The following is a 21,052-nucleotide window of genomic DNA, read 5'->3' as shown; positions in this document are numbered from 1 at the left end:
TCTACTGGAATACCACGACGGGCAGCACCACGATCTCGCCGGTCGCGGCGTTCCACGACTGGACCTTGCCCAGGCAGCGGGCGTTGAACTGGCCCGGTGGCAACGTGTCGCGCAGGCTCGCGCGGTCGCACTCCACCCGCACCCGGTGCGCGCCGACCGGTGCCAGCAGCACCGCCGGGTCGTCACCGTCGCCGACCTCGAACCGGCCGTGCAGCGACACGTAGTCGCGGATGTCGTTGAGCCGTCGCGCTCTTCCTCGGCGCCACGCTTCGTCCGCCGTGATCGTGGCGGTCGTCAGGTCTACTTCGACCACGCCGTGTCCCGCGCGCAGGCCCGCCAGGACGACGCCGATGACGTCGATCTCCGTGGCCGGTTTCTCGTAGGTGTCGGTGTTCTGCTCGACCACCGAGCCGTCGACGCCGATGCCGAACTCGCTGGGGCCGACCTGCAGCTTGCCGTTCTTGGTGACGGTGATCTGCTTGACGAACTGCCGGGTGACCGCGTCGTCGTAGCGGCCGACCTTGCAGAGGTTGATCATCCGCTGGCCGTGCACGTAGAACAGCAGGCCGGGCACCTCGGGGCCCTGGTCGCGGCGGCGCAGCCACCGCGAGGCGAGCACGACGACCACGACCAGCGCGATCAGCGTCGCCACCCACAGCAGGATCCAGCCCCACGAGACGGACCACCAGAGCGCTCTATCGACAGCCACGGATCTCCCTCACCGCCTCGAGCAACGACTTCGCGCCTGCCTCGACCAGACGGCCGCCGCTCGCCTGCGCCACCCGGTCCAGCTCCGCCGTGGAGGCCTCGCCGAACCGGATCGGGAACACCGGCACCTCTCCCCTGCCGACCCTCAGGAACTCGTCCACCGACGGGCCCGCGTTGTTCTCGCCGTCGGTCATCAGCACCACCGCCGTCTCCCCCTTGGCCAGCTGCAACGCCCGCTCCAGAGCGCTCCAGATCGCGGTGTTGTCCCGCAGGTCCTCGGACGCGACAACGGCCAGCAGCGCGTCGAGGTCCTCCCGGCCGCGCACGGTGATCGAACGCTCCTCCAGCACGGTGCCCGCGAACCTGATGATCGTCACGGTCTCGCCGACGTAGAAGCGGTCGAACCCGTTGAGCGACGCGAACGCCTCCCGCAGCCCGGCGAGGCGAGCACCGGCCATCGACGTCGAGTAGTCCAGCACGAAGACCACCTGCCGGCCGTCGCCCGCGCGGTCGTGGAACAGCAGCAGCCGGTCGATCACCTCGGAGCTGTCCGGGAAGTAGAGCGCGGTGCCGAGGTCGGCCCGCAGCTTCTCGTTGCGCGTCACGGAGGGCTCGACGGGACGGCGCCACGTGCGGTCGGCGATCATCTGCTGCGCGACCGGCGAGCGCAGCCATTCCACGACGCGGTCGTACGAGGCCCGATGCGCGGGGTCGACGAGCATCAGCGGGTAGTCCGACAGCACGATGCCGTCGCGCGGGTAGACGATCTCCAGCGGTTCCGCCAGGCGCCCGGAAGCGTTCAGGGACAACAACTCGGACTCGTGCGCGACCAGTCCGTCCACATCGGACCGGCGGACGAACTCACCGACCGGGTCGGGCACGTCGAACGCCCTCCCGGCGAGGAACCCCTGCAGGCGGTCGCAACTCACGTCCTCGGGCCGCAGCGGCGCGCCTGTGCCCGCGGCCGCCGTCGCGACGCCGATCAACGCGGCCATGCCGCCGCCCGACACGCGCGGATCGGCCATGCCGTACCGGAACTGGCCCAGCGCGGCCCGGTCGGCGACGTCCGCCCACGTCGGCCGCTCGCCCAGCACGGCCCGGCTGCCGCGCTTCACGCCGAGCACCACCGGGGACGTCATGACGCTCGACGCCAGCTCCGGCTCGGCACCCCGCAACCGCAGGAACCTGGTGGTGGACAACCACGCCAGGTCGAACCCGGCGAGCGACCTGCCGGCCTCGACCGTGCCGCGGTGCTCCACCGCCAGCTCGACCCCGGTGGCCTTCTTCAGCTCCGCCAGCACAGGACCGAGGTCAGCCAGTTCCGTGCTGGCCAGCATCTTCAACCGGACCGCGGGCGTGCTCGGCGTGCACGCGGCCAGCAACAGCAGCACGACCGCTGCCAGCACTCTCATCTGCAGTCGCCGACGACGTCGAGCATCCGCTCGAAGAGTTCCGCCTTGGGCAGTTGCACCCTGCCCGCCTCACCGGCCGGCGGCTCCGGCAGACCGCGGTCCGCGATGTAGGTGCCGAAGTCGTCGGCGGACTCCCCGTTCCAGCTCAGCGAGTGGAACCCGAGCTCGACCGCGCGCCGGCGCAGTTCCGGGTCGTTCATCATCAGCTCGCCGATCCGGTCGCCCTCCGGCGTGAACGAGATCAGCTCGGGCGTGCTCTGGTGCTGTTTGGTCGGGTAGAGCAGCACGCGTTCGGTGTCGATGCTCTTCTGCCGCAACTGATATGCGATGTACTGGTGCTCGTAGATCACCGCGATGACGGCGTGCGTGCGGCCCTCCGGCACGAAGTACTTCGGGGCCATGTCCTCCCCGGCCTGGCCCTGCGCGTCGACGTACGGCTTGACCTCCCGTGCCAGCTTCTCCGCGGCTTCGACGGTCTGCGGCGGTTCGTCACCGAAAGCGGTGGCGAAGAACCCGACGAGCGTCGCACCCGAGTAGGCCTTGCACGGGTCCGGTGACTGCACGATGACCCGGTTGCCGTTGGTCAGGCCGAGTTCGTTCCACCGCTTGCCTACGTCGGCCAGCTCCTTGAGCTTGGCCATGTCGAGGTTGTAGTAGAGCGGTTTCTCGCTCGAGTCGTGCGGCGTCGCGACGCCCGCCTGCTTCAGCGCTTCGGCGTACTCGCGGAACGTGGCGAGCACGACCGGGGTGAAGAACGGCCGGTACGGCACGACGTGCTTGCCCGCCCGGCGGGTCTTCACGTGCTCGTTCGCCACGTGCCCGGACGGGAACACGAAGTGGTACGAGTCGAGGTCGGGCTTGTCGGCCAGGTCGCGCGAGCCGATCGGCGTCACGTGCACCTGGTAGCCGCGCGCCATCAGGATGCGCTTGACCTGCTCGTCCTGGAAGAAGTCGCGCTTGGAGGCGAACAGCGCCCGCACCACCGTGACAGAACGGAACGGGCCGGTGATGTGCCCCGAAACGAGCAACACCACCAGCCCGAACACGAACACCGCCAACGGCGGGACGAACCACAGCAGGAACCGTCTTCGCGGGTCGACGACCTTGAACTCGGGCTCCCGCACGGCTCCCCCTGGAGTCAGACGATCACGGCACCACCGTCGACGACGAGCGTCTCGCCAGTAACGTAACCGCCCGCGGGCGAGGCCAGGAAGACCACGGCGGCAGCGAGTTCCTCGGGATCACCGATGCGTCCTGCCGGAAGCGCCGCCCGCATCTTCTCCAGGTACCCGGGCGGGTACTGGTCGGTCATCTCCGACTCGAAGAAACCGGGGCAGATCGCGTTGACCCGGATGCCCTTGCGCCCGGTCCACTGCTGCGCCAGATCGCGGGTCAGGCCGAGCAGTCCCGCCTTCGACGCCGAGTACGCGGCCTGGGGAATACCGCCGGTCACGAGGCCGAGCACGCTGGAGATGTTGATGATCGAGCCACCGGACTTCATGACGGAGGCAGCGGCCTGGGCCATCCAGTAGGCGCCGTTGAGGTTCACGTCCATGACGCCGAGGAACTCCTCCGGCGTCTCCCGCGAGGCCGGCACCGCCGACGCGACACCGGCGTTGTTCACGAGCACCGACACCAACCCGAACTCCGCCGCCGCTCGAGCGACCTCACGGCAGTCGTCGGGCTGCGACACGTCGGCCTGCACGACCAGGGCGCGCCGTCCGGCGGCCTCGACCAGGGCGGCCGTGTCCTTCAGCTTGTCCGCGCGACGCGCCGCGAGCACGACGTCCGCACCGGCCTCTGCGAGGCCCTTGGCGAACGCGACACCGAGGCCCGAGGACGCGCCCGTGACGATCGCGACCTTTCCGTCCAGGCGGAACTTGTCGAGGATTCCCATCAAGAAAGCCTTTCCAGGATGATCGCCATGCCCTGGCCGCCGCCGACGCACATCGTCTCGAGGCCGAACTGCGCGTCGCGGGCCTGCATGCCGTTGATCAGCGTCGTCATGATCCGCGCACCGGTCGAGCCGAACGGGTGGCCCAGCGCGATCGCGCCGCCGTGCACGTTCAGCTTGTCGATGTCGATGCCGAGTGCGCGCTGCGAACCGAGCACCTGGACGGCGAACGCCTCGTTGATCTCCACCAGGTCGATGTCCGAAATGGACAGACCGGCGTGGCCGAGCGCCTGCTTCGTGGCGTCGACGGGGCCGAGGCCCATGATCTCCGGCGAGAGCCCGGAGACGCCCGTGGACACGATGCGCGCCAACGGGGTCAGGCCCAGCTCGCGGGCCCGCACGTCACTCATGATCACCACGGCGGCCGCGCCGTCGTTCAGAGGACAGCAGTTGCCGGCCGTGATCGTGCCCTCGGGCCGGAACGACGGCTTCAGCTGCGAGACGGCCTCCAACGTCACCCCGGCGCGCGGACCGTCGTCCGTCGAGACGACGGAGCCGTCGGGCAGGGTGACCGGCGTGATCTCGCGGGCGAAGAACCCGTCCGCGATCGCCTTCTCGGCGAGGTTCTGCGACCGCACGCCGAACTCGTCCTGGTCGTGCCGCGAGATGCCCATCTGCGTCGCGACGTTCTCGGCCGTCTGGCCCATCGCGATGTAGTAGTCGGGCAGCTTGCCGTCGAGCCGCGGGTCGGTCCACGGAGCGTTGGACGCTGCCGTGTCCAGGGTGCGCTGCTGCGCCTCGTCGAACAGCGGGTTGAACGAGGGGACACCTGAGTGCATGTACCGCGAGACGCACTCGACGCCGGCCGAGATGAACCCGGTGCCCTCCCCCGCCTTGATGGCGTGGAAGGCCATCCGCGCGGTCTGCACCGAGGACGCGCAGAACCGGTTGACCGTCGTGCCGGGGAGGTTGTCGTGACCCAGCTGCACGGCCACGCGGCGCGCGATGTTCTGGCCGTGCTCGTCCTGCGGCTCGGCGCAACCGAGGTGCAGGTCGGTGATCTCCGAGGCCGGGATGTCGCCCAGCGCCGCCGAGATCACCTGCGCGGCCAGGTCGTCCGGCCGCAGCGAGACGAGAGAACCCTTGCGGGCACGGCCGATCGGCGACCGGGCCGTGGAGACGATGACTGCCTCAGCCATGGAAAACCTCCTACAGGCCCAGGTCGCGGCCGATGAGTTCCTTCATGATCTCGTTGGACCCCGCCCAGATCTTCGTGACGCGGGCGTCCATCCACGCGCGAGCGACGCGGTACTCGGTCATGTAGCCGTAGCCGCCGTGCAGCTGCACGCAGGCGTCGATGACCTCGTTCTCGATGTCGGCGCTCCAGTACTTCGCCTGCGCCGCCTCGACCGAGCTCAGTTCACCGCGAACGTGCTGCATGGTCAGGGTGTCGATGAACGCCTGCGAGACGTCCAGCTTGGTGCGCAGCTCCGCGAGCAGGAACTTGTTGTGCTGGAACTTGCCGATCGCCTGGCCGAAGGCCTTGCGCTCCTTGACGTACTCCAGCGTCTCCTCGAAGACGCCCTGCGCGTGCGCCAGGTTCGAGATGGCACCGCCGATCCGCTCCTGCGGCAGGCGTTCCATCATGTAGATGAAGCCCTGGCCCTCCTCGCCGATGACGTGCTCCTGCGAGAGCCGCACGTCGGAGAAGAACAGCTCCGCGGTGTCGGACGGGTGCTGGCCGACCTTGTCGAGCTTGCGGCCGCGCTCGAAGCCGGGCATGCCGTTCTCGACGGCGAACAGCGTGATGCCGCGCGCGCCCTTGGACGGGTCGGTGCGGGCCGCGACGACGATCATGTCGGCGGTGTAGCCGTTGGTGATGAACGTCTTGGAGCCGTTGAGGATCCAGTCGTCACCGTCACGCACGGCGTTGGTCTTCAGCGCCGCGAGGTCGGAGCCGCCGGACGGCTCGGTCATCGCGATGCCGGTCTTGATCTCGCCGGTGCACATGCCGGGCAGCCAGCGCTGCTTCTGCTCCTCGGTGCACAGGTCGACGAGGTAGGGCGCGACGACATCGCCGTGGATGCCCAGCGACGAGGCGACCGCGGCGTTGACCCGGCACAGCTCCTCGGCGAACACCGTGTTGAACCGGTAGTCGTTCGCGCCGCTGCCGCCGTACTCCTCGGGGATCTCGAGGCCCAGCAGGCCCTGACGCCCGGCCTCCAGCCACACGTCCCGGTCGATCACCCGCTGCTCGATGAACTTCTCGACGTTCGGCGTGATCGTGCGCTCGACGAACGCCTTCGCCGACTCCCGGAACGCGGCGTGATCCTCGTTGAACAGCGTCCGCTGCACGACTACCTCCATACTAAGCGGTTGCTTAGAGCTAAGCGCCCGCTTAGCGTGCAGTACGATCCATCACCTGTCAACACGCGAGGAGCGGCCCGATGACGACGACCGGACTGGACGGGTTCTCACTGCTCGACGAGACCTGGCGCACCGTGACCCCGGACGCCGCCCGCCGGATGCTCATCGCCGCCGTCCAGGCGTTCGCGAGCAAGGGATACCACGCCACGACCACCCGTGACATCGCTTCGCTGGCCGGAATGTCCCCCGCGGCCGTGTACATCCACTACCGGTCCAAAGAGGAGCTGCTCTTCAACATCTCGCTCGTCGGTCACGAGACGTCGCTGGCGCTGCTGTCGAGCATCCAGGGCGACGGCGCGGTGCAGCGGCTGAAGAATGCGGTGTCGGCGTTCGCGGGCTGGCACGCGGAGTTCCACACGACGGCGCGGGTGGTGCAGTACGAGCTCGGCGCGCTCTCCCCGGAACACCACGCGGAGGTGGCGGAGCTGCGCCGGCAGATCGAGCAGCGGATGCGGTCCTACATCGCGGCCGGCGTCGAGGAGGGCGTGTTCGACGTCCCCGACCTCAAGGGCGCGACCCTGGCCGTGCTGTCGCTGTGCATCGACGTCGCGCGCTGGTACCAGCCTGGCGGCAGGCGGACTCCGGACGAGATCGGCGCGATGTACGCCGACCTCGTCCTCAGGATGGTCCGCCCGGCTACCTGACCGACTTCCTGCCGTACACGCCTGCCACGACCGAAACACCGACCGCGGCGACGACGATCTGGACGATCACCTCGATCCAGTCGATGCCCGGCGTGTCCTGCACACCGAGCAGTCGCGCGATCCACGACCCGATGAACGCGGCCGCGATGCCGACCAGGATGGTCAGCCAGATCGGGATGGCCTGCTTTCCCGGTGCGAACAGCTTGCCGAGCAGGCCCAGGATCAGACCGATGATGAGCGCGCCGATAATGCTTTCGACGGTCACGGACGCCTCCTCCCGCTACACCCCGATGCACTCGGGGATCTCGGGAAAAATCATCCCGTCACTCGGCAAGATCCGCAGCTCGAGATCGGCGAGCGGTACACCCGGTTGCCGATGACTACCAGCGGCTGCCGGAGACCTGGCTCATCCACTGGTTGATCGTCGCGGTCCAGTCGGTGCCGACGGCCTGCTGGTGGGACACGGCGAACCGGCCGTACGCGTCGCCGCCCGCGCGGAGCAGCCCGGCGCGCTTGTCGGCCTCCAGGACCACGTGCAGCTCGCCCGGCGTCGTGACGAAGGTCAGCTCGACCTGCTTGACGCGGCCCGCGAACTGCGGCGGCGGGTAGAACTCGATCTCCTGGTAGAACGGCAGCTGCTGCGGCACGCCGTGGATGCGGCCGCGCTCGTTGTCCGCCTTGGTGAAGCGGAAGCCCATCTGCCCGAACGCCTGGAGCACGGCGTCCTGCGACGGCAGCGGGTGCACCCAGATCGGGTCGAGGTCACCGGGGTCGACGGCGCCGCGCACCTCGAGCTCGGTGCGCAGGCCCAGCTGCATGCCGTTGAGCTGCATGCCGCCCACGACGTTGAGCGGGCACTCGAACGGCACTGGGACCTGGAACGGCAGCGAGAGGTTCTGGTGCGGCTGGGCGACGATCCGCTGACCCACGGAGAACTTGTGGAACTCCATGTTGGTGTTGTACTCGTTGTCGCCGCTCTCGACCTCGACGCGGGTGAGCAGCGCGAGCGTGACGTGGTCGATCTCGGCCGGGTGGTCGCCGCCGGCGATGCGCACCTCACCGGACAGCACTTCGCCCGGCCTGACGTTGGGGTTCGTCAGCACCGTGTCGACAGTCGGCCCGCCCACGCCGAACGCGCGCATCATCCTCTTGAACACCACTGCGGCCTCCTGAAGCCCTTGCTGTTTGCGGGGAGTCTGCCAACTGGATCGCCCGTTTGCGGCGAAGTGTTCCGTTGACGCCTCAGTACCCCGATCGGTTCCGTATGGACTTCCGTTGACTTCAGATGGCAACATGCGACCGCCGTCACATACTAAGCGGTCGCTCAGGAGGTTGCCCGTGCTGCTCGTCGCCAACCGGGGTGAGGTGGCTGTCCGCGTCCTGCGCGCCGCCGCTGACCTGGGAATACGCACCGTGGCGGTGTACGCGGAGGACGACGCTTCGGCGCTCCACGTGACCCTCGCGGACCGCGCCGTGGCGCTGCGCGGGCCGTCGCCGTACCTCGACGTGGATCAGTTGCTGGACGCGGCCGAGGGGTGCCAGGCCGTGCATCCGGGATGGGGATTCCTGTCCGAGAACGCCGCGTTCGCCCGGGCGTGTTCGGAGCGCGGGCTCGCGTTCGTCGGGCCGTCCGCTGACGTTCTGGAACTGCTCGGTGACAAGCGGCGAGCGCGGGAACTGGCGGCGTCGCTGGGGATTCCGGTGCTGGACGCGGCACCCGGCGAGTTCCCGGTGATGGTGAAGGCGGTCGCCGGTGGTGGCGGCAAGGGCATGCGGGCCGTGCTGCGGCCCGAGGACCTCGACAGTGCGGTCGAGGCGTGCCGGGCGGAGGCGCTGGCGGCGTTCGGGGTGGGCGACGTCTACTTCGAACGGCTGATGCCCTCCGCCCGGCACATCGAGGTGCAGCTCGTCGGGACGTCGGTGATCGGCGACCGCGACTGCTCGCTGCAGCTGCGGCACCAGAAGGTCGTGGAGATCGCACCCGCTCCCCTGCTGGACCCGTTGCTGCGCAAGGCACTGCACGAGGCCGCGGCGGCGATCGCGGTCGCCGTGGACTACCAGGGCGTCGGCACGGTCGAGTTCCTGGTGTCCGGGGACTCGTTCGCGTTCCTGGAGGTCAACCCGCGGCTGCAGGTCGAGCACACGGTCACCGAGATGGTGTCCGGAGTGGACCTCGTGCGCACGCAGCTGCTGCTCGCCTGGGGCGGCGACGTGGACTTCACGCCGCACGACCGCGGCGCGGCCGTGCAGGTGCGCCTGAACCAGACCTCGGGCGGCGTGCTGTCGTCGTTCGGGCTGCCCGCCGGGCCTGGCGTCCGCGTCGACACGCACGGGTACGTCGGCTACCGGGTCGGCACGCGGTACGACGGGCTGCTCGCGAAGCTCGTGGTGCACGGCGAGGACCTGGACGTCGCCCTCAACCGTGCGCGGCGGGCGTTGCGCGAGTTCCGCGTCGAGGGCGTCGCCACGAACCTGGAGTTCCTGAAGACCCTGCTGGAGCAGGACATCGTCGGTGCGACGACCGACTTCGTGACCGAGGAGCCGGTCTCGGGCATGCGAGCGCCGCTGGCGGGCACGGTGGTCGCCGTCGATCCCGGTTCCGTCGTGCTGGAAGCCATGAAGATGCAGCACGTCGTGCGGGTGTCCGGCGACGTGCTGGTGTCGGTCGGCGACACCGTGGCCGAGGGTCAACTGCTGGCCTCCGGGGCCGGCGAGGCGGCCGAGGACGTCGCCGAGGTGGACCTGGAGCACGTCCGGCCGGATCTGGCGGAAGTGCTGGCACGTCACGACTTCGACCGCCCCGAAGCCGCCGAGCGCCGGCACGCCCGGGGTGGGCGGACCGCCCGCGAGAACATCGCGGATCTCTGTTCCTCGTTCGTCGAGTACGGCGGCCTCGCGATCGCCGCCCAACGCCAGCGCCGGTCGCTCGAGGACCTGATCGAACGCACGCCCGCGGACGGCATGGTGGCCGGCATCGGCGTCGTGAACGGCCAACGGGTCGTGGCGATGTCCTACGACTACGCCGTGCTGGCCGGCACCCAGGGCATGCGCAACCACCAGAAGAAAGACCGGCTGTTCGCCCTGGCACAGCAGGAGAACCTTCCGGTGATGCTGTTCGCCGAAGGCGGCGGCGGACGGCCCGGCGACACCGACCACAGCATGGTCAGCGGTCTGGACTGCGGCTCGTTCCACGCGTTCGCACAGCTGAGCGGGCAGGTGCCGTTGATCGGCGTGGTGGCGGGACGGTGCTTCGCGGGCAACGCGGTGCTGCTGGGCACCTGCGACGTGATCATCGCGGTCGAGGGCGCGAACATCGGCATGGGCGGCCCGGCCATGATCGAGGGCGGTGGGCTCGGCACGTTCCGGCCCGAGGACATCGGCCCGTTGGACGTGCAGGTGCCCAACGGCGTGGTGGACATCGCGGTGGCGTCGGAGGAGGAAGCCGTCGTCGTCGCGAAGAAGTACCTCTCGTACTTCCAGGCTCCCGCGGGCCTTCAGGCTCCTGCGGGCCTCCAGGCTTCCGCAGGCGTTCAGGCTCCCGCAGGCCTCCAAGCTTCCGCAGGCTTCCAGGCTCCCGCAGGCGTTCAGGCTCCCGCGGGCCGCCAAGCTTCCGCAGGCGCTCAGGCTCCCGCAGGCGTCCCCTCGCCGAGTGCGCAGCCTTCGTCCGCGCCCTCGGGGGAACCCCTGAAAACAATTCTCCCAAACAGCACCGACAATTTCGGATCGTGGAACTGCGCGGACCAGCGCCTCCTCCGCCACGCCGTCCCCGAGAACCGCCTGCGCGCCTACGACATCCGCGCGCTCATCACCACCCTCGCCGACACCGGCAGCGTCCTCGAACTCCGCCAGGGCTTCGGCAAGGCCATCGTCACCGCCCTCGTCCGCGTGGAGGGCCGTCCCATCGCCCTGATCGCCAACGACCCGAACGTCCTGGGCGGGGCGATCGACGCCGACGCCGCCGACAAGTGCGCCCGCTTCCTGCAGCTGGCCGACGCGTTCGACCTCCCGGTCGTCTCGCTGTGCGACACCCCGGGCTTCATGGTCGGCCCGGACGCCGAACGCACCGCCACCGTCCGCCACCTCACCCGCATGGTCGTGACGGGCGCCAACCTCACCGTCCCCTTCGGACTCGTGATCCTGCGCAAGGCGTACGGCCTCGGCGCCCAGGCCATGGCGGCGGGCAGCCTGAAGGTCCCGCAGTTCGCCGTCTCGTGGCCCACCGGCGAGTTCGGCCCGATGGGCCTCGAAGGCGCCGTCAAACTCGGCTTCAGGAAAGAGCTCGACGCCATCGCGGACCCGGACGAGCGCCAGCAGCGCTACGACCAGATGGTCGCGATGGCCTACGAGCACGGCAAAGCCCTCAACGTCGCCTCGGTCTTCGAGATCGACGACGTGATCGACCCGGCCGACACGCGCCGCTGGATCGCCACGGCGCTGGCCCCCGCAACTTCCCGCTCACAAGGGAAGAAACGCCCGTTCATCGACACGTGGTGAGGAGAATCCGTGGTCAGCGTCGCCCCTGCGGAACAGAAGACCTTACGTCGGCTCATGGCAGCCGGGCTCGTCGGTTCGAGTCTTGAGTGGTACGACTTCTTCATCTACGCGACCGCCGCGGCATTGGTGTTCCCGAAACTGTTCTTCCCCGAGGCGACGCCGATCGTGGCGTTGCTCCTGTCGTTCAGCACGTTCTGGGCGGGCTTCATCGCGCGCCCGCTCGGCGGCCTGGTGTTCGGGCACGTCGGCGACAAGGTCGGCCGCAAGCCGGCACTGGTCATCTGCCTCGGGCTGATGGCGGCAGCCACGTTCCTCATCGGCCTGCTGCCCACGACGGCGTCCATCGGCGTCGGCGCGCCGATCCTGCTGGTGCTGCTGCGCTTCCTGCAGGGCATCGCGGTCGGCGGGCAGTGGGGCGGCGTGGTCCTGCTGCTGACCGAGACCGCGGGGCCGAAGAAGCGCGGCTTCGCGGGCACGTTCGGGCAGGCCGGCGTTCCGATCGGCGTGCTGCTGGGCAACGTCGCCTTCATCAGTGCCACGACGTCTCTCTCGCCTGAGGCGTTCGCGTCGTGGGGCTGGCGCGTGCCGTTCCTCGCGAGCGCGCTCCTGTTCCCCGTGGTGCTGTTCATCCAGCTCAAGGTCGAGGACAGCCCCGTCTTCCGTGAGTTGCAGCAACGCCGTGCGTCGGGACCGGTCGTGGCGCAGGCACCGCTGAAGGAGGCACTGCGAACCCACCGCAAGCCGATCCTGCTCGGTGCGGGCCTGATGTTCGCGTCCAACGCGATCTTCTACGTGTCGATCGCGGGCGTCCTGTCCTATGCGACCACCACGCTCGGCCTGGCCCGCGAGTCGGTGCTGGTCGTCAGCATGCTGTCGTCCCTCGTGAGCATCCCGGTCATCCTCTGGGCCGGGCACGCGTCGGACCGCCTCGGGCGCCGTCCGCTGATCATCGCGGGCACCGTCGGCATGATCTTGTGGGCGTTCCCGTACTTCCTGCTCGTGGACACGGCCTCGCTGTTGTTGCTGTTCGTCGCGAACACGGTCGGAGGCATCGCGTCCTCTCTCGTGTACGGGCCGATCGCCGCCTACCTGGGCGAACTGTTCGAGGCGCACGTGCGGTACTCGGGTGCTTCTCTCGCGTACCAGCTGGCGTCGATCCTGGTCAGCGGCGGCACGCCGTTCGTCATGACGGCGCTGCTGGGCGCGACCGGGACCTCGATGTCCGTGTCCGCGTTCCTGCTGGTCATGGGCCTCTTCACGCTGGTGTCGGTGTTCAAGTTGCCGGAGACGCACCAGCCGGAACGGGCCTGATCAACACCGGCGCGATTGGTGCTACCTTGGTAGCACCAATCGCGTTACCATCAGGAACATGGCGGTAGAGAAGTTGAGTGTGTCTTTGCCGGGCGTCGTCGCCGCCAGGGCACGACGGGCGGCTGACCGAGCGGGAGTGCCGCTGTCCGCCTGGCTCGCGGAGGCAGCGGAAGCCGCCGCGGATCTCGCCGAGGCCCAGGCAGCCGCCCAGGACTACGCGGCACAGTTCGGCGAGCCCGATCCGGCCGAACTCGAGCAGATCCGCGAAGAACTCGCGGAAGCAGGCGTCGGGGCCGCCGAGTCCCCGGCGGACGCCGCAGCCCGTGCCGCAGCACTGGCACGGCTTCTGGGCCTGCCGGAGGAAAGGCGAGCGGGTTGAGCGCGCGTGGTCTCATCTTGGACGCCGGCGCACTCATCCAGGTCGAAGGAAACCCCAGGGGGAGCGTGTACGGAGCATGCCGTGACGCCCTCGATTCGGGCACCCGCGCGCTTCTGCCGACCGTCGTACTGGCTCAGGTGTGGCGCGGAACTGCGAGGCAGGCACCGGTGGCGATGCTGCGCCGGATGTGCAAGCCCGTCCCGTTCACCGAGGACGTGGCGGAAGCGATCGGCAGACTGCTCGCCATCGCCGGAACGTCCGACGTGGTCGACGCGGCTGTCGTCATCGCGGCCGTCAGCCACAACTGCGCCGTGCTGACCTCAGACCCCGGCGACCTGGGGAAGCTCGCCGATGCCGTAGGTGTGCGGGTTCCACTCATCGTCGTCTGATCGGACAAATCGGGCCTTCACAGTCAAGACCTCTGCGGAACCTGGAGCCGATGCCGTACGTTGGCGCGTCGTGACCACTCTCATGGCGCGCTTCAAGCAGCGGATGCGCAGGTTCGCGCAGAAACCGGGCTCAGTCGACCTCGCCCCGTTCCAGGCAATGCTCGCGGACGTGGAGAAACACGCCGAGAAGTTCAAGGCGTTCAGCGACGAGGAGCTGACGGCACACGCCGAGAAGCTGCGCGAGGAGAGCACGGACACCGAGCTCGTGGCCCTCACGCGGGAGGCCGCCGAGCGCGCCATCGGGCAGCGTCCGTTCGACGTGCAGGTCCTGGGTGCGCTCGGCATGCTCAGCGGGCTCGTAGTCGAGATGGCGACCGGTGAGGGCAAGACGCTCGCGGGCGCCATGGCCGCGGCCGGGTTCGCGATCAAGGGCAAGCGCGTCCACGTGGTCAGCGTCAACGACTACCTCGCCCAGCGCGACGCGGAGTGGATGGGCCCGCTGTACGGGCTGCTCGGCGTCACCGTGGGCTGGATCAACGGCAGCTCGAAGGCCGACGAGCGCCGCGAGGCCTACCAGCGCGAGGTCACGTACGCGCCGGTCAGCGAGATCGGCTTCGACATCCTGCGCGACCGGATCGTCACGAGCCCCGAAGACCTGATCGTGCCCGAGCCGGAGGTCGCGCTCATCGACGAGGCCGACTCGGTGCTCGTCGACGAGGCCCGCGTGCCGCTGGTGCTCGCCGGCTCGACCAGCGCGGAGGCGGCCGACCCCGTCATCGCCGACCTGGTGAAGCGGCTGCGCCAGAACCTGCACTACGAGATCGACGACGAGGAGCGCAACGTCTTCCTCACGGGTGCGGGCTCCGAGGCCGTCGAGCGGGCGCTCGGCGAGATCGACCTGTACTCGCAGGAGCACGTCACGTCCACGCTGTCGAAGGTCAACGTGGCGCTGCACGCGCAGGTGCTGCTGCACCGCGACGTCGACTACATCGTGCGTGACGGCAAGGTGCACCTGATCAACGACACGCGTGGCCGTGTCGCGAAGCTGCAGCGGTGGCCGGACGGCCTGCAGGCCGCGGTCGAGGCCAAGGAGAACGTCCAGACGACCGAGTCGGGCGAGATCCTCGACTCGATGACGGTGCAGGCGCTGCTGTCGCGCTACCCGACGCGCTGCGGCATGACCGGTACCGCCGTCGCCGTCGCCGAGACGCTGCGGGAGTTCTACGAGCTGGAAGTGCTCGTGATCCCGCCGAACAAGGAGAACATCCGCGAGGACGAGCACTTCCGCCTCTACGCGACGCTGGAGCAGAAGGAAGACGCGATCGTCGAGGAGATCAAGACCGTCCACGAGACCGGTCGCCCGATCCTCGTCGGCACGCTCGACGTCGCCGAGTCGGAGCGGATCTCCTCCAAGCTGCGCGCCGCCGGCATCGAGTGCGTGGTGCTCAACGCGAAGAACGACGCCGAGGAGGCGTCGATCATCGCGGACGCCGGTTCGTACCAGCGCATCACGGTCTCGACCCAGATGGCCGGTCGCGGTACGGACATCCGTCTCGGTGGGCACGAGGGCGAGGACCACGACCGGATCGCCGAGCTCGGCGGCCTGTACGTGATCGGCTCCGGGCGCCACTCGTCGTCACGCCTGGACGACCAGCTGCGCGGCCGCGCGGGCCGTCAGGGCGACCCCGGCGGCTCGGTGTTCTTCTCGTCCATGCAGGACGAGCTGATCACCCAGTACGCGCCGGACGCCGAGGACCCGTCCGAAGTGGACAACGACGGCCGGGTGCACGACAAGGGCCTGCTGCACACCTTCGAGCACGCCCAGCGCGTGGCCGAGGGCGTGAACCTGGAGATCCACCGCAACACCTGGCGCTACAACAAGCTGATCGAGCACCAGCGCGACATCCTGCTCAAGCACCGCGACGTCGTGCTGCGCACCGACGCGGCGTTCGAGAAGGTCGGCAAGAAGGAAGGCGTGTCCGACGAGGTGGCCGCCGAGGTCGCCCGCAAGATCACGCTGTTCTTCCTGGACGACCTGTGGACGCACCACCTGACGTTCCTGTCGGACCTGCGCGAGGGCATCCACCTGCGCGCGCTGGCCCGGCAGAACCCGCTGGACGAGTTCCACCGCGAGGCCATCCCGGCGTTCAACAAGATCGTGCCGGAGTCGTGGGAGCGCACCTCGGAGAAGTACGAGGCGGCCAAGATCACCGACGACGTCTACGACCTCGCCGACGCCGGGGTGAAGCGCCCGAGCTCGACGTGGACTTATCTGGTGCACGACAACCCGTTCGGCTCCGGACTGGAGGAGTCGATGAAGGGTCTCGTCAAGATGGTCCGCGGGCAGCGCCGCTGACGGTCACTTCTTCCCGGGGACGATGAGGTCGTCCGCGGGTCTGGCGGGCCGGGGCAACGTCTCGGCCCGTCTGGCTTTCGCAGGCGTCGTGGCGGCCGCGGTCATCTCGGCGGTCAGCTTCTTGATCTCCGCGAGGATGTCGAGGTGCTCCTGCGACGGCGGTGGTCCGACGAAGTTGGACCTGTCGTGTGCCGTCCGTTCCGCGCGCTCGGCCAGCAGCCGGATGCGGCGCAAATGCTCGTGTTCCCCGTCCGGGAACAGGAAGTCGGTCTGCTCAATCACCTGTGCAAGCTTTCGCGTGCACAGGTGACGAGTCGATCCCCTAGTCGGCTGATTCCAGTTTCCGGACGAGCCAGTCGTGGAAACCGCCGATGTGGTGCTCTGAGGGCACCAGCACCCCACCATGCGCGTAGGCGCGTGAGGCCATCGCAGGCTGACATCGCTCGCAGGCCTCGAAGTCCTGTTCGTTCACCCGGTGGAACAGCTCGACCGAGCGAGAGACGTCACGGCCGGTGTCGACCACTTCCTTGGCGTAGAGCCAATCGCACTCGACGACCGTCCGATCCGCCGCCAGCGGGTACATGCGGTGCACGATCACGTGGTCCGGCACGAGGTTGATGAACACCTGCGGCTTGACGGTGATGGCGTAATACTTCCTGTCGCGATCCTCTTCCAGCGCCGAGAGTTTCTCGAACCCCTCGCTGCCGTCGACGGTGAATCCCCTGATGTCGTCACCGAACTCCGCACCGTGCCCGACGTAGTACTGCGCCGCGTAGCCGTCGGCGAACTCGGGCAGCACCTCGGTGAGCTCGGGGTGGATCGTCGCGCAGTGGTAGCACTCCATGAAGTTCTCGATGATGAGCTTCCAGTTGGCCTTCACGTCGTAGACGATTCGTTTGCCCACGGACAACTGGTCGATCTCGTAGCCGTCGATGGCGTCGAGCGTGCCCAAACGTTCGGTGACAGCGCTCAGCACGTCGTCCTCGAAGCTCGGAGGATCCTCGGCGAGGTTCACCCAGGCGTAGCCGAGCCATTCGCGCAGATGCACTTTGGTGAGTCCGTACTCAACGCGATCGACGTCCGGCATTGAGGTGAGATTGGGTGCGGCGATCAGGTTGCCGTCCAACGCGTACGTCCAGGCGTGGTAAGGGCACTGGAACGCCCGTTTGACGCTGCCGGCCTCGTCGAGGCAGATGCGTGCGCCGCGGTGCCTGCACACGTTGAGGAACGCGTTGAGGCCGCCTTTGCGGTCACGCGCGATGAGCACGCTTTCCCGCCCGACCTGCACCGTGCGGAAGTCGCCGGCGTTCGGGAGGTCACCGGAGCGGACCGCGCAGAACCACATCTCCTCGAAGATGTTCGCTTGCTCCTGCGCGAAGATCGCGGGATCGGTGTAGTAGCGGCCCTCGAGGGTCGAGATCAGGCTGCCTGTCATGCTCCGCCTCTCAAGCGAGCAGGGTCGAACAGGGCGACCGGGTGCCGCGTGGCCCCGTCGATCGTGAGGTCGGCGAGGATCTCGCCGACGACGGGCACGAACTTGAAGCCGTGCCCCGAGAAGCCGCACGCCACGGTCACGTCGTCGTGCTCCGGGTGGCGGGCGAGGACGAAGTGCCGATCGGCGGTGTTGGTGTACATGCAGGTCGCGGCGCGTTGGAACGTGCCGGCGAGGCCGGGCATCGGGGACCTGGTGGCGTTCGCGATCGCCTCGACCTCGTGGGCGTGCACCGTGCGGTCGATGGTCTCGGGCGTGCAGATCTCGCCGCCGTGGTGGAACGCCACCTTCACCGCGCCGTCGTGCTCGGGGAAGCCGTAGAAGCCGGTGCCGCGGTCCCAGATGTAGATCGGGTGGCCGGCGAGTGTCTCGTCCGGGGTGAAGTAGAACTGGACCTGACGTTCGATCTCAAACGGGATTCGCAGGTCCCCCAACAACTCCGGCGCCCACGGACCGGGGCACAGCACGACGTGCCCGGCCTCGTAGCTCCCGCGGGTCGTGGTGACCCTGCCGGGCTCCCAGTGCGTCACCGGCTCTTCGAAGCGCAGGTCGGCACCCGCGCGCCGGGCGAGCGCCAGGTGGGCCTGGACGGACGTCTCCGGCACGACGAAGCCCGCTCCGGGTTCGTACAGCCCGATCTCGTCCGGCTCCGGCCGCAGGGCCGGGAAGCGCTCGCGGATTCGGGACGCGTCGAGCAGTTCGTGTCTCAGACCGAACTGCTCGACGCTCGCCCGGCTACCCGTGATGGCGCCGCTGTCCGGATCGCCGACGATGATGCCGCCGACGCGGTGGAAGATCCGCTCGCCGCTGTCCCGCTCGATCTGGTCCCACATCTCGTGGGCCCGCAGCAGCAACGGCACGTACGCGGGGTCCTCGAAGTACGCCTGCCGCGTGATGCGCGACCCGCCGTGGCTCGACCCCAGCGCGTGCGCGGGCGTGAACCTCTCCAGTCCCAGCACTCGTTTGCCGCGCTGGGCGAGCCGGTACGCGGCGGCACTGCCCATGCCGCCGAGCCCGATGACGATGACGTCGTAGGTCACCCTCGAAGCCGCTTCATCTCAGGGTCGAACAACGGTTCCTGCGCCGGGCGGGCCTTGACCTTCTGCCCGAAGTACTCGATCTCGACCTCGTCGTCGATCTCGCTGGGCAGCCAGGCGTAGGCGATGTTGAGGCCGGTCGTGTACCCGTAGGCCGCACTCGTGACGTAGCCGACCGGTTCTCCTTGGTGGAACACGGGTTCGCTGCCCAGCACGACGCTGTGCGGGTCGTCGATCGTGAGGCAGGTGAGCTTCTTGGTCGAGGTGAGGTTGTGCAGCGATCCCTTGCCGAGGAACTCCTTGTCCTGGCGCACCGCGAACCCGAGTCCCGCCTCGAACGGGTCGTGCTCGGTCGTCACGTCCGTGCCCCACGACCGGTAGCCCTTCTCCAGGCGCAGGCTGTTGAACGCGCCGCGCCCGGCCGCGATGACACCGTGCCGCTGCCCCGCCTCCCACAGCGTGTCCCACAGCTTCGTGCCGAGGTCCGCGGTGGTGTAGAGCTCCCAGCCCAGTTCGCCCACATAGGACAGTCGCAGCGCCGTCACCGGCACGTTCTTGATGAACGCCCTCTGCGCGGTGAAGTACCCCTTCTGCGTGTCAAGGGTGTGCGAGATGTCGTTGATGAGATCGCGCGCCAACGGGCCCCACAGGCCGATGCAGCACGTTCCGGCCGTGATGTCCCTGATGAAGACGTCGTCCGGCGCGTGCCGGGTGAGCCACTCGAGGTCGAGGTTGCCGTTGGCGCCGACCTGGAACGTCGTCGCGCCGAGCCGGGCGATCGTCAGGTCGCTGCGCACGCCGCCCTGCTCGTCCAGCAGCAGCGTGTAGACGACGGCGCCGGGCTTGCGGTCGAGGTTGTTGGTCGTCATGCGCTGCAGGAACTCCAGCGCTCCCGGTCCACCGACCTCCAGCCGCTTCAACGGTGTCATGTCGAACAGCGCGACCCGCTTGCGCGTCACCAGCGCCTCGGCGCCGCAGATCGGCGACCAGAACCGGCTCGCCCACTCGTTCCGCGAGGGCACCTCGGCGACCTCGGGCAGGCCCGCGTTGGCCTCGTACCAGTGCGGCCGCTCCCAGCCCGACGCCTCCAGGAAGAACGCGCCGAGCTCCTGCTGCCGGCCGTGGAACGGGCTAGTGCGGATCGGCCGCGGGCTCTCCATGGGCTGCAACGGGTGCAGCACGTCGTAGACCTCGACGAAGTTCTGGCAGCTGCGTTCCAGCACGTAGTCGGGCGCCAGCTGCACCTGCTCGAACCGGTTGAGGTCGCTCGAGTGCAGGTCCAGCTCAGGCTGCCCGTCCACGATCCACTCGGCCATCGACCGCGCCACGCCCGCGGAGTGCGTGATCCACACCGCCTCCGCCACCCAGAAGCCCTGGAGCGCCGGGTGCTCGCCCAGCAACGGCATCCCGTCGCTGGTGAACGAGAACAGCCCGTTGAACCCGCGATCCACCCCGGCCTCCGCCAGCGCCGGGATCAGCTCGACGGCCGACGCCCAGGACGCCTCGAAGTCCTCCTCGGTGAACGGCAGCTCCGAGCCGGTGATGTCGCGCGCCGCGATCGGCATGGGCCGGTGCCCGTACGCGCCGATGCCCAGCGCCTTGCCGTGCGAGCGGAAGTACAGGTCGGCTTCCTGGTGCCGCAGGATCGGCCGGCGTGCCAACGCCTCCGCGTCGGCGTTCAGGTCGCCGGTGAACACGTACTGGTGGGCCATCGGCACGAGCGGAACGGTCAGCCCGGCCATCTCGCCCAGCAGCGGCCCCCACATCCCGGCGCACGACACCACGACGTCGGCCGGGAACAGGTCCGTTCCGGTCCGCACCCCGGTGACCCGGTCGCCCGAGGTCTCGACCGCGACGACCTTCTGCCCGAACTCGAACCGCGCCCCTCGTCCGATGGCCCGCCGTGCCTGGATCTCGGCGGCCTGGACGGGCTTCGCGAGGCCGTCGCCCGGAATCAGGAACCCGCCGAGCAGCTGTTCCCGGTCCAGCAACGGGTGCAGGCGCGCGACCTCGTCGGCGTCGATCAGCCGGCTCTCCACTCCCCACGACGTGGCCCAGCCGTGTCTGCGCGCGAGGTCGGCGAGCCGTTCGGGGCTGGTGGCGATCTCCAGGCCACCGATCTGGTCGAAGCAGCCCAGAGCGGTGTACTTCTCGACCGTGTAGCGGGCGAAGGCGGTCATGCTGCGGCACGGGTTCGTCTGGAAGACCAGGCCGGGCGCGTGACCGCTGGACCCGCCGGCCGCGACGCCCGCTGCCTGGTCGAGGACCGTGACGTCGGTGAAGCCCCGTTCGGTGAGCTCGTCGGCCAGCGCGCACCCGACGATCCCCGCCCCCACGAGCACCACGCGAGGCACTGCACCAGGCATCAGGACACCCCTTCGCCTCAGTTGCGAGTAACAGAACTCGTTCCGCTATCAGCAACAAATTGCGGCCAGCGGGTCCCACTGTCAATACCGCCGTTCGCGCGGCCGGCGTCGGACGGCCTGTGAAACCGGGCAAACGAGGAGGT

The 21,052-nt window shown here is 68.9% G+C and carries 18 protein-coding genes; 6 read left to right on the top strand and 12 right to left on the bottom strand.

What is annotated here, in order from left to right; translation table 11 throughout:
- Position 1: 1 nt before the first annotated feature.
- Genes SK571_RS36635 through SK571_RS36610 form a run of 6 tightly spaced genes read right to left on the bottom strand, consistent with a single transcriptional unit; the run spans position 2 to position 6,369 of the window.
- On the bottom strand, positions 2 to 709 hold the full coding sequence (locus tag SK571_RS36635; protein WP_319988697.1) for a hypothetical protein: 708 nt from the start codon (positions 707 to 709) through the stop codon (positions 2 to 4).
- Positions 696 to 2,120 (bottom strand): vWA domain-containing protein, encoded by a 1,425-nt coding sequence (locus tag SK571_RS36630; RefSeq protein WP_319988696.1) that lies wholly within the window; start codon positions 2,118 to 2,120, stop codon positions 696 to 698. The genes SK571_RS36635 and SK571_RS36630 overlap by 14 nt, the downstream gene beginning before the upstream one ends.
- Entirely contained in the window at positions 2,117 to 3,244 is a 1,128-nt protein-coding gene (locus SK571_RS36625; protein ID WP_319988695.1) for a hypothetical protein, read from the bottom strand. The genes SK571_RS36630 and SK571_RS36625 overlap by 4 nt, the downstream gene beginning before the upstream one ends.
- Before the next feature lie 14 nt (positions 3,245 to 3,258).
- Complete coding sequence (locus SK571_RS36620) at positions 3,259 to 4,017, bottom strand: SDR family NAD(P)-dependent oxidoreductase (protein WP_319988694.1); 759 nt, start codon at positions 4,015 to 4,017, stop codon at positions 3,259 to 3,261.
- A complete protein-coding gene (locus SK571_RS36615; RefSeq protein ID WP_319988693.1) occupies positions 4,017 to 5,213 on the bottom strand; it encodes an acetyl-CoA C-acetyltransferase in 1,197 nt (398 codons plus the stop codon). The genes SK571_RS36620 and SK571_RS36615 overlap by 1 nt, the downstream gene beginning before the upstream one ends.
- 10 nt (positions 5,214 to 5,223) lie before the next feature.
- Positions 5,224 to 6,369, bottom strand: a complete 1,146-nt coding sequence (locus SK571_RS36610; RefSeq protein ID WP_090069354.1) for an acyl-CoA dehydrogenase family protein — start codon at positions 6,367 to 6,369, stop codon at positions 5,224 to 5,226.
- A gap of 92 nt (positions 6,370 to 6,461) precedes the next feature.
- On the opposite strand from SK571_RS36610, the gene SK571_RS36605 reads away from it, so the two are divergent.
- Positions 6,462 to 7,085 (top strand): TetR/AcrR family transcriptional regulator, encoded by a 624-nt coding sequence (locus tag SK571_RS36605; RefSeq protein WP_319988692.1) that lies wholly within the window; start codon positions 6,462 to 6,464, stop codon positions 7,083 to 7,085.
- Here SK571_RS36605 and SK571_RS36600 read toward each other — a convergent pair.
- Positions 7,078 to 7,350, bottom strand: coding sequence for a GlsB/YeaQ/YmgE family stress response membrane protein (locus SK571_RS36600; RefSeq protein WP_319988691.1), 273 nt, complete (start codon positions 7,348 to 7,350; stop codon positions 7,078 to 7,080). The two genes, SK571_RS36605 and SK571_RS36600, sit on opposite strands and share 8 nt — an antisense overlap.
- Before the next feature lie 115 nt (positions 7,351 to 7,465).
- The gene (locus tag SK571_RS36595) at positions 7,466 to 8,245 is read right to left on the bottom strand and encodes a sporulation protein (protein ID WP_266042969.1); all 780 of its coding nucleotides are present in this window, start codon (positions 8,243 to 8,245) and stop codon (positions 7,466 to 7,468) included.
- 133 nt (positions 8,246 to 8,378) lie between these two features.
- Between SK571_RS36595 and SK571_RS36590 the strand changes: the two genes are divergently transcribed.
- The 5 genes from SK571_RS36590 (at position 8,379) to secA2 (ending at position 16,014) form a co-directional block, all read left to right on the top strand.
- Positions 8,379 to 11,579 carry a carboxyl transferase domain-containing protein gene (locus SK571_RS36590; RefSeq protein ID WP_319988690.1) on the top strand — a complete coding sequence of 1,067 codons (3,201 nt, stop codon included), beginning with the start codon at positions 8,379 to 8,381 and terminating at the stop codon, positions 11,577 to 11,579.
- A 54-nt stretch (positions 11,580 to 11,633) separates the two neighbouring features.
- Positions 11,634 to 12,890, top strand: a complete 1,257-nt coding sequence (locus SK571_RS36585) for an MFS transporter (RefSeq protein WP_319988689.1) — start codon at positions 11,634 to 11,636, stop codon at positions 12,888 to 12,890.
- Positions 12,891 to 12,948: 58 nt separating this feature from the next.
- Positions 12,949 to 13,269 (top strand): hypothetical protein, encoded by a 321-nt coding sequence (locus tag SK571_RS36580; RefSeq protein ID WP_319988688.1) that lies wholly within the window; start codon positions 12,949 to 12,951, stop codon positions 13,267 to 13,269.
- Entirely contained in the window at positions 13,266 to 13,658 is a 393-nt protein-coding gene (locus tag SK571_RS36575) for a PIN domain-containing protein (protein ID WP_319988687.1), read from the top strand. The genes SK571_RS36580 and SK571_RS36575 overlap by 4 nt, the downstream gene beginning before the upstream one ends.
- Before the next feature lie 70 nt (positions 13,659 to 13,728).
- Positions 13,729 to 16,014 (top strand): accessory Sec system translocase SecA2, encoded by a 2,286-nt coding sequence (gene secA2, locus SK571_RS36570; protein ID WP_319988686.1) that lies wholly within the window; start codon positions 13,729 to 13,731, stop codon positions 16,012 to 16,014.
- 3 nt (positions 16,015 to 16,017) lie between these two features.
- On the opposite strand, the gene SK571_RS36565 is transcribed toward secA2, so the two are convergent.
- From SK571_RS36565 to SK571_RS36550, 4 genes are read right to left on the bottom strand one after another with little or no spacing between them, the layout of a single operon-like run.
- Positions 16,018 to 16,296: a hypothetical protein gene (locus SK571_RS36565; RefSeq protein WP_319988685.1), complete on the bottom strand. Its 279-nt coding sequence runs from the start codon at positions 16,294 to 16,296 to the stop codon at positions 16,018 to 16,020.
- Positions 16,297 to 16,336: 40 nt separating this feature from the next.
- Positions 16,337 to 17,449, bottom strand: a complete 1,113-nt coding sequence (locus tag SK571_RS36560) for an aromatic ring-hydroxylating oxygenase subunit alpha (RefSeq protein WP_319988684.1) — start codon at positions 17,447 to 17,449, stop codon at positions 16,337 to 16,339.
- Positions 17,446 to 18,546 carry an N-methyl-L-tryptophan oxidase gene (solA, locus tag SK571_RS36555; protein ID WP_319988683.1) on the bottom strand — a complete coding sequence of 367 codons (1,101 nt, stop codon included), beginning with the start codon at positions 18,544 to 18,546 and terminating at the stop codon, positions 17,446 to 17,448. Before solA ends, SK571_RS36560 begins: the two co-directional genes overlap by 4 nt.
- Positions 18,543 to 20,909 (bottom strand): GcvT family protein, encoded by a 2,367-nt coding sequence (locus SK571_RS36550; RefSeq protein WP_319988682.1) that lies wholly within the window; start codon positions 20,907 to 20,909, stop codon positions 18,543 to 18,545. Before SK571_RS36550 ends, solA begins: the two co-directional genes overlap by 4 nt.
- Between the last annotated feature and the right edge of the window lie 143 nt (positions 20,910 to 21,052).

Origin of the sequence: Lentzea kristufekii (assembly GCF_033949925.1) — a bacterium.
In the GTDB taxonomy this organism is placed as follows: Bacteria; Actinomycetota; Actinomycetes; order Mycobacteriales; family Pseudonocardiaceae; genus Lentzea; species Lentzea kristufekii.
This window is presented reverse-complemented; position numbering and strand designations above follow the sequence as displayed.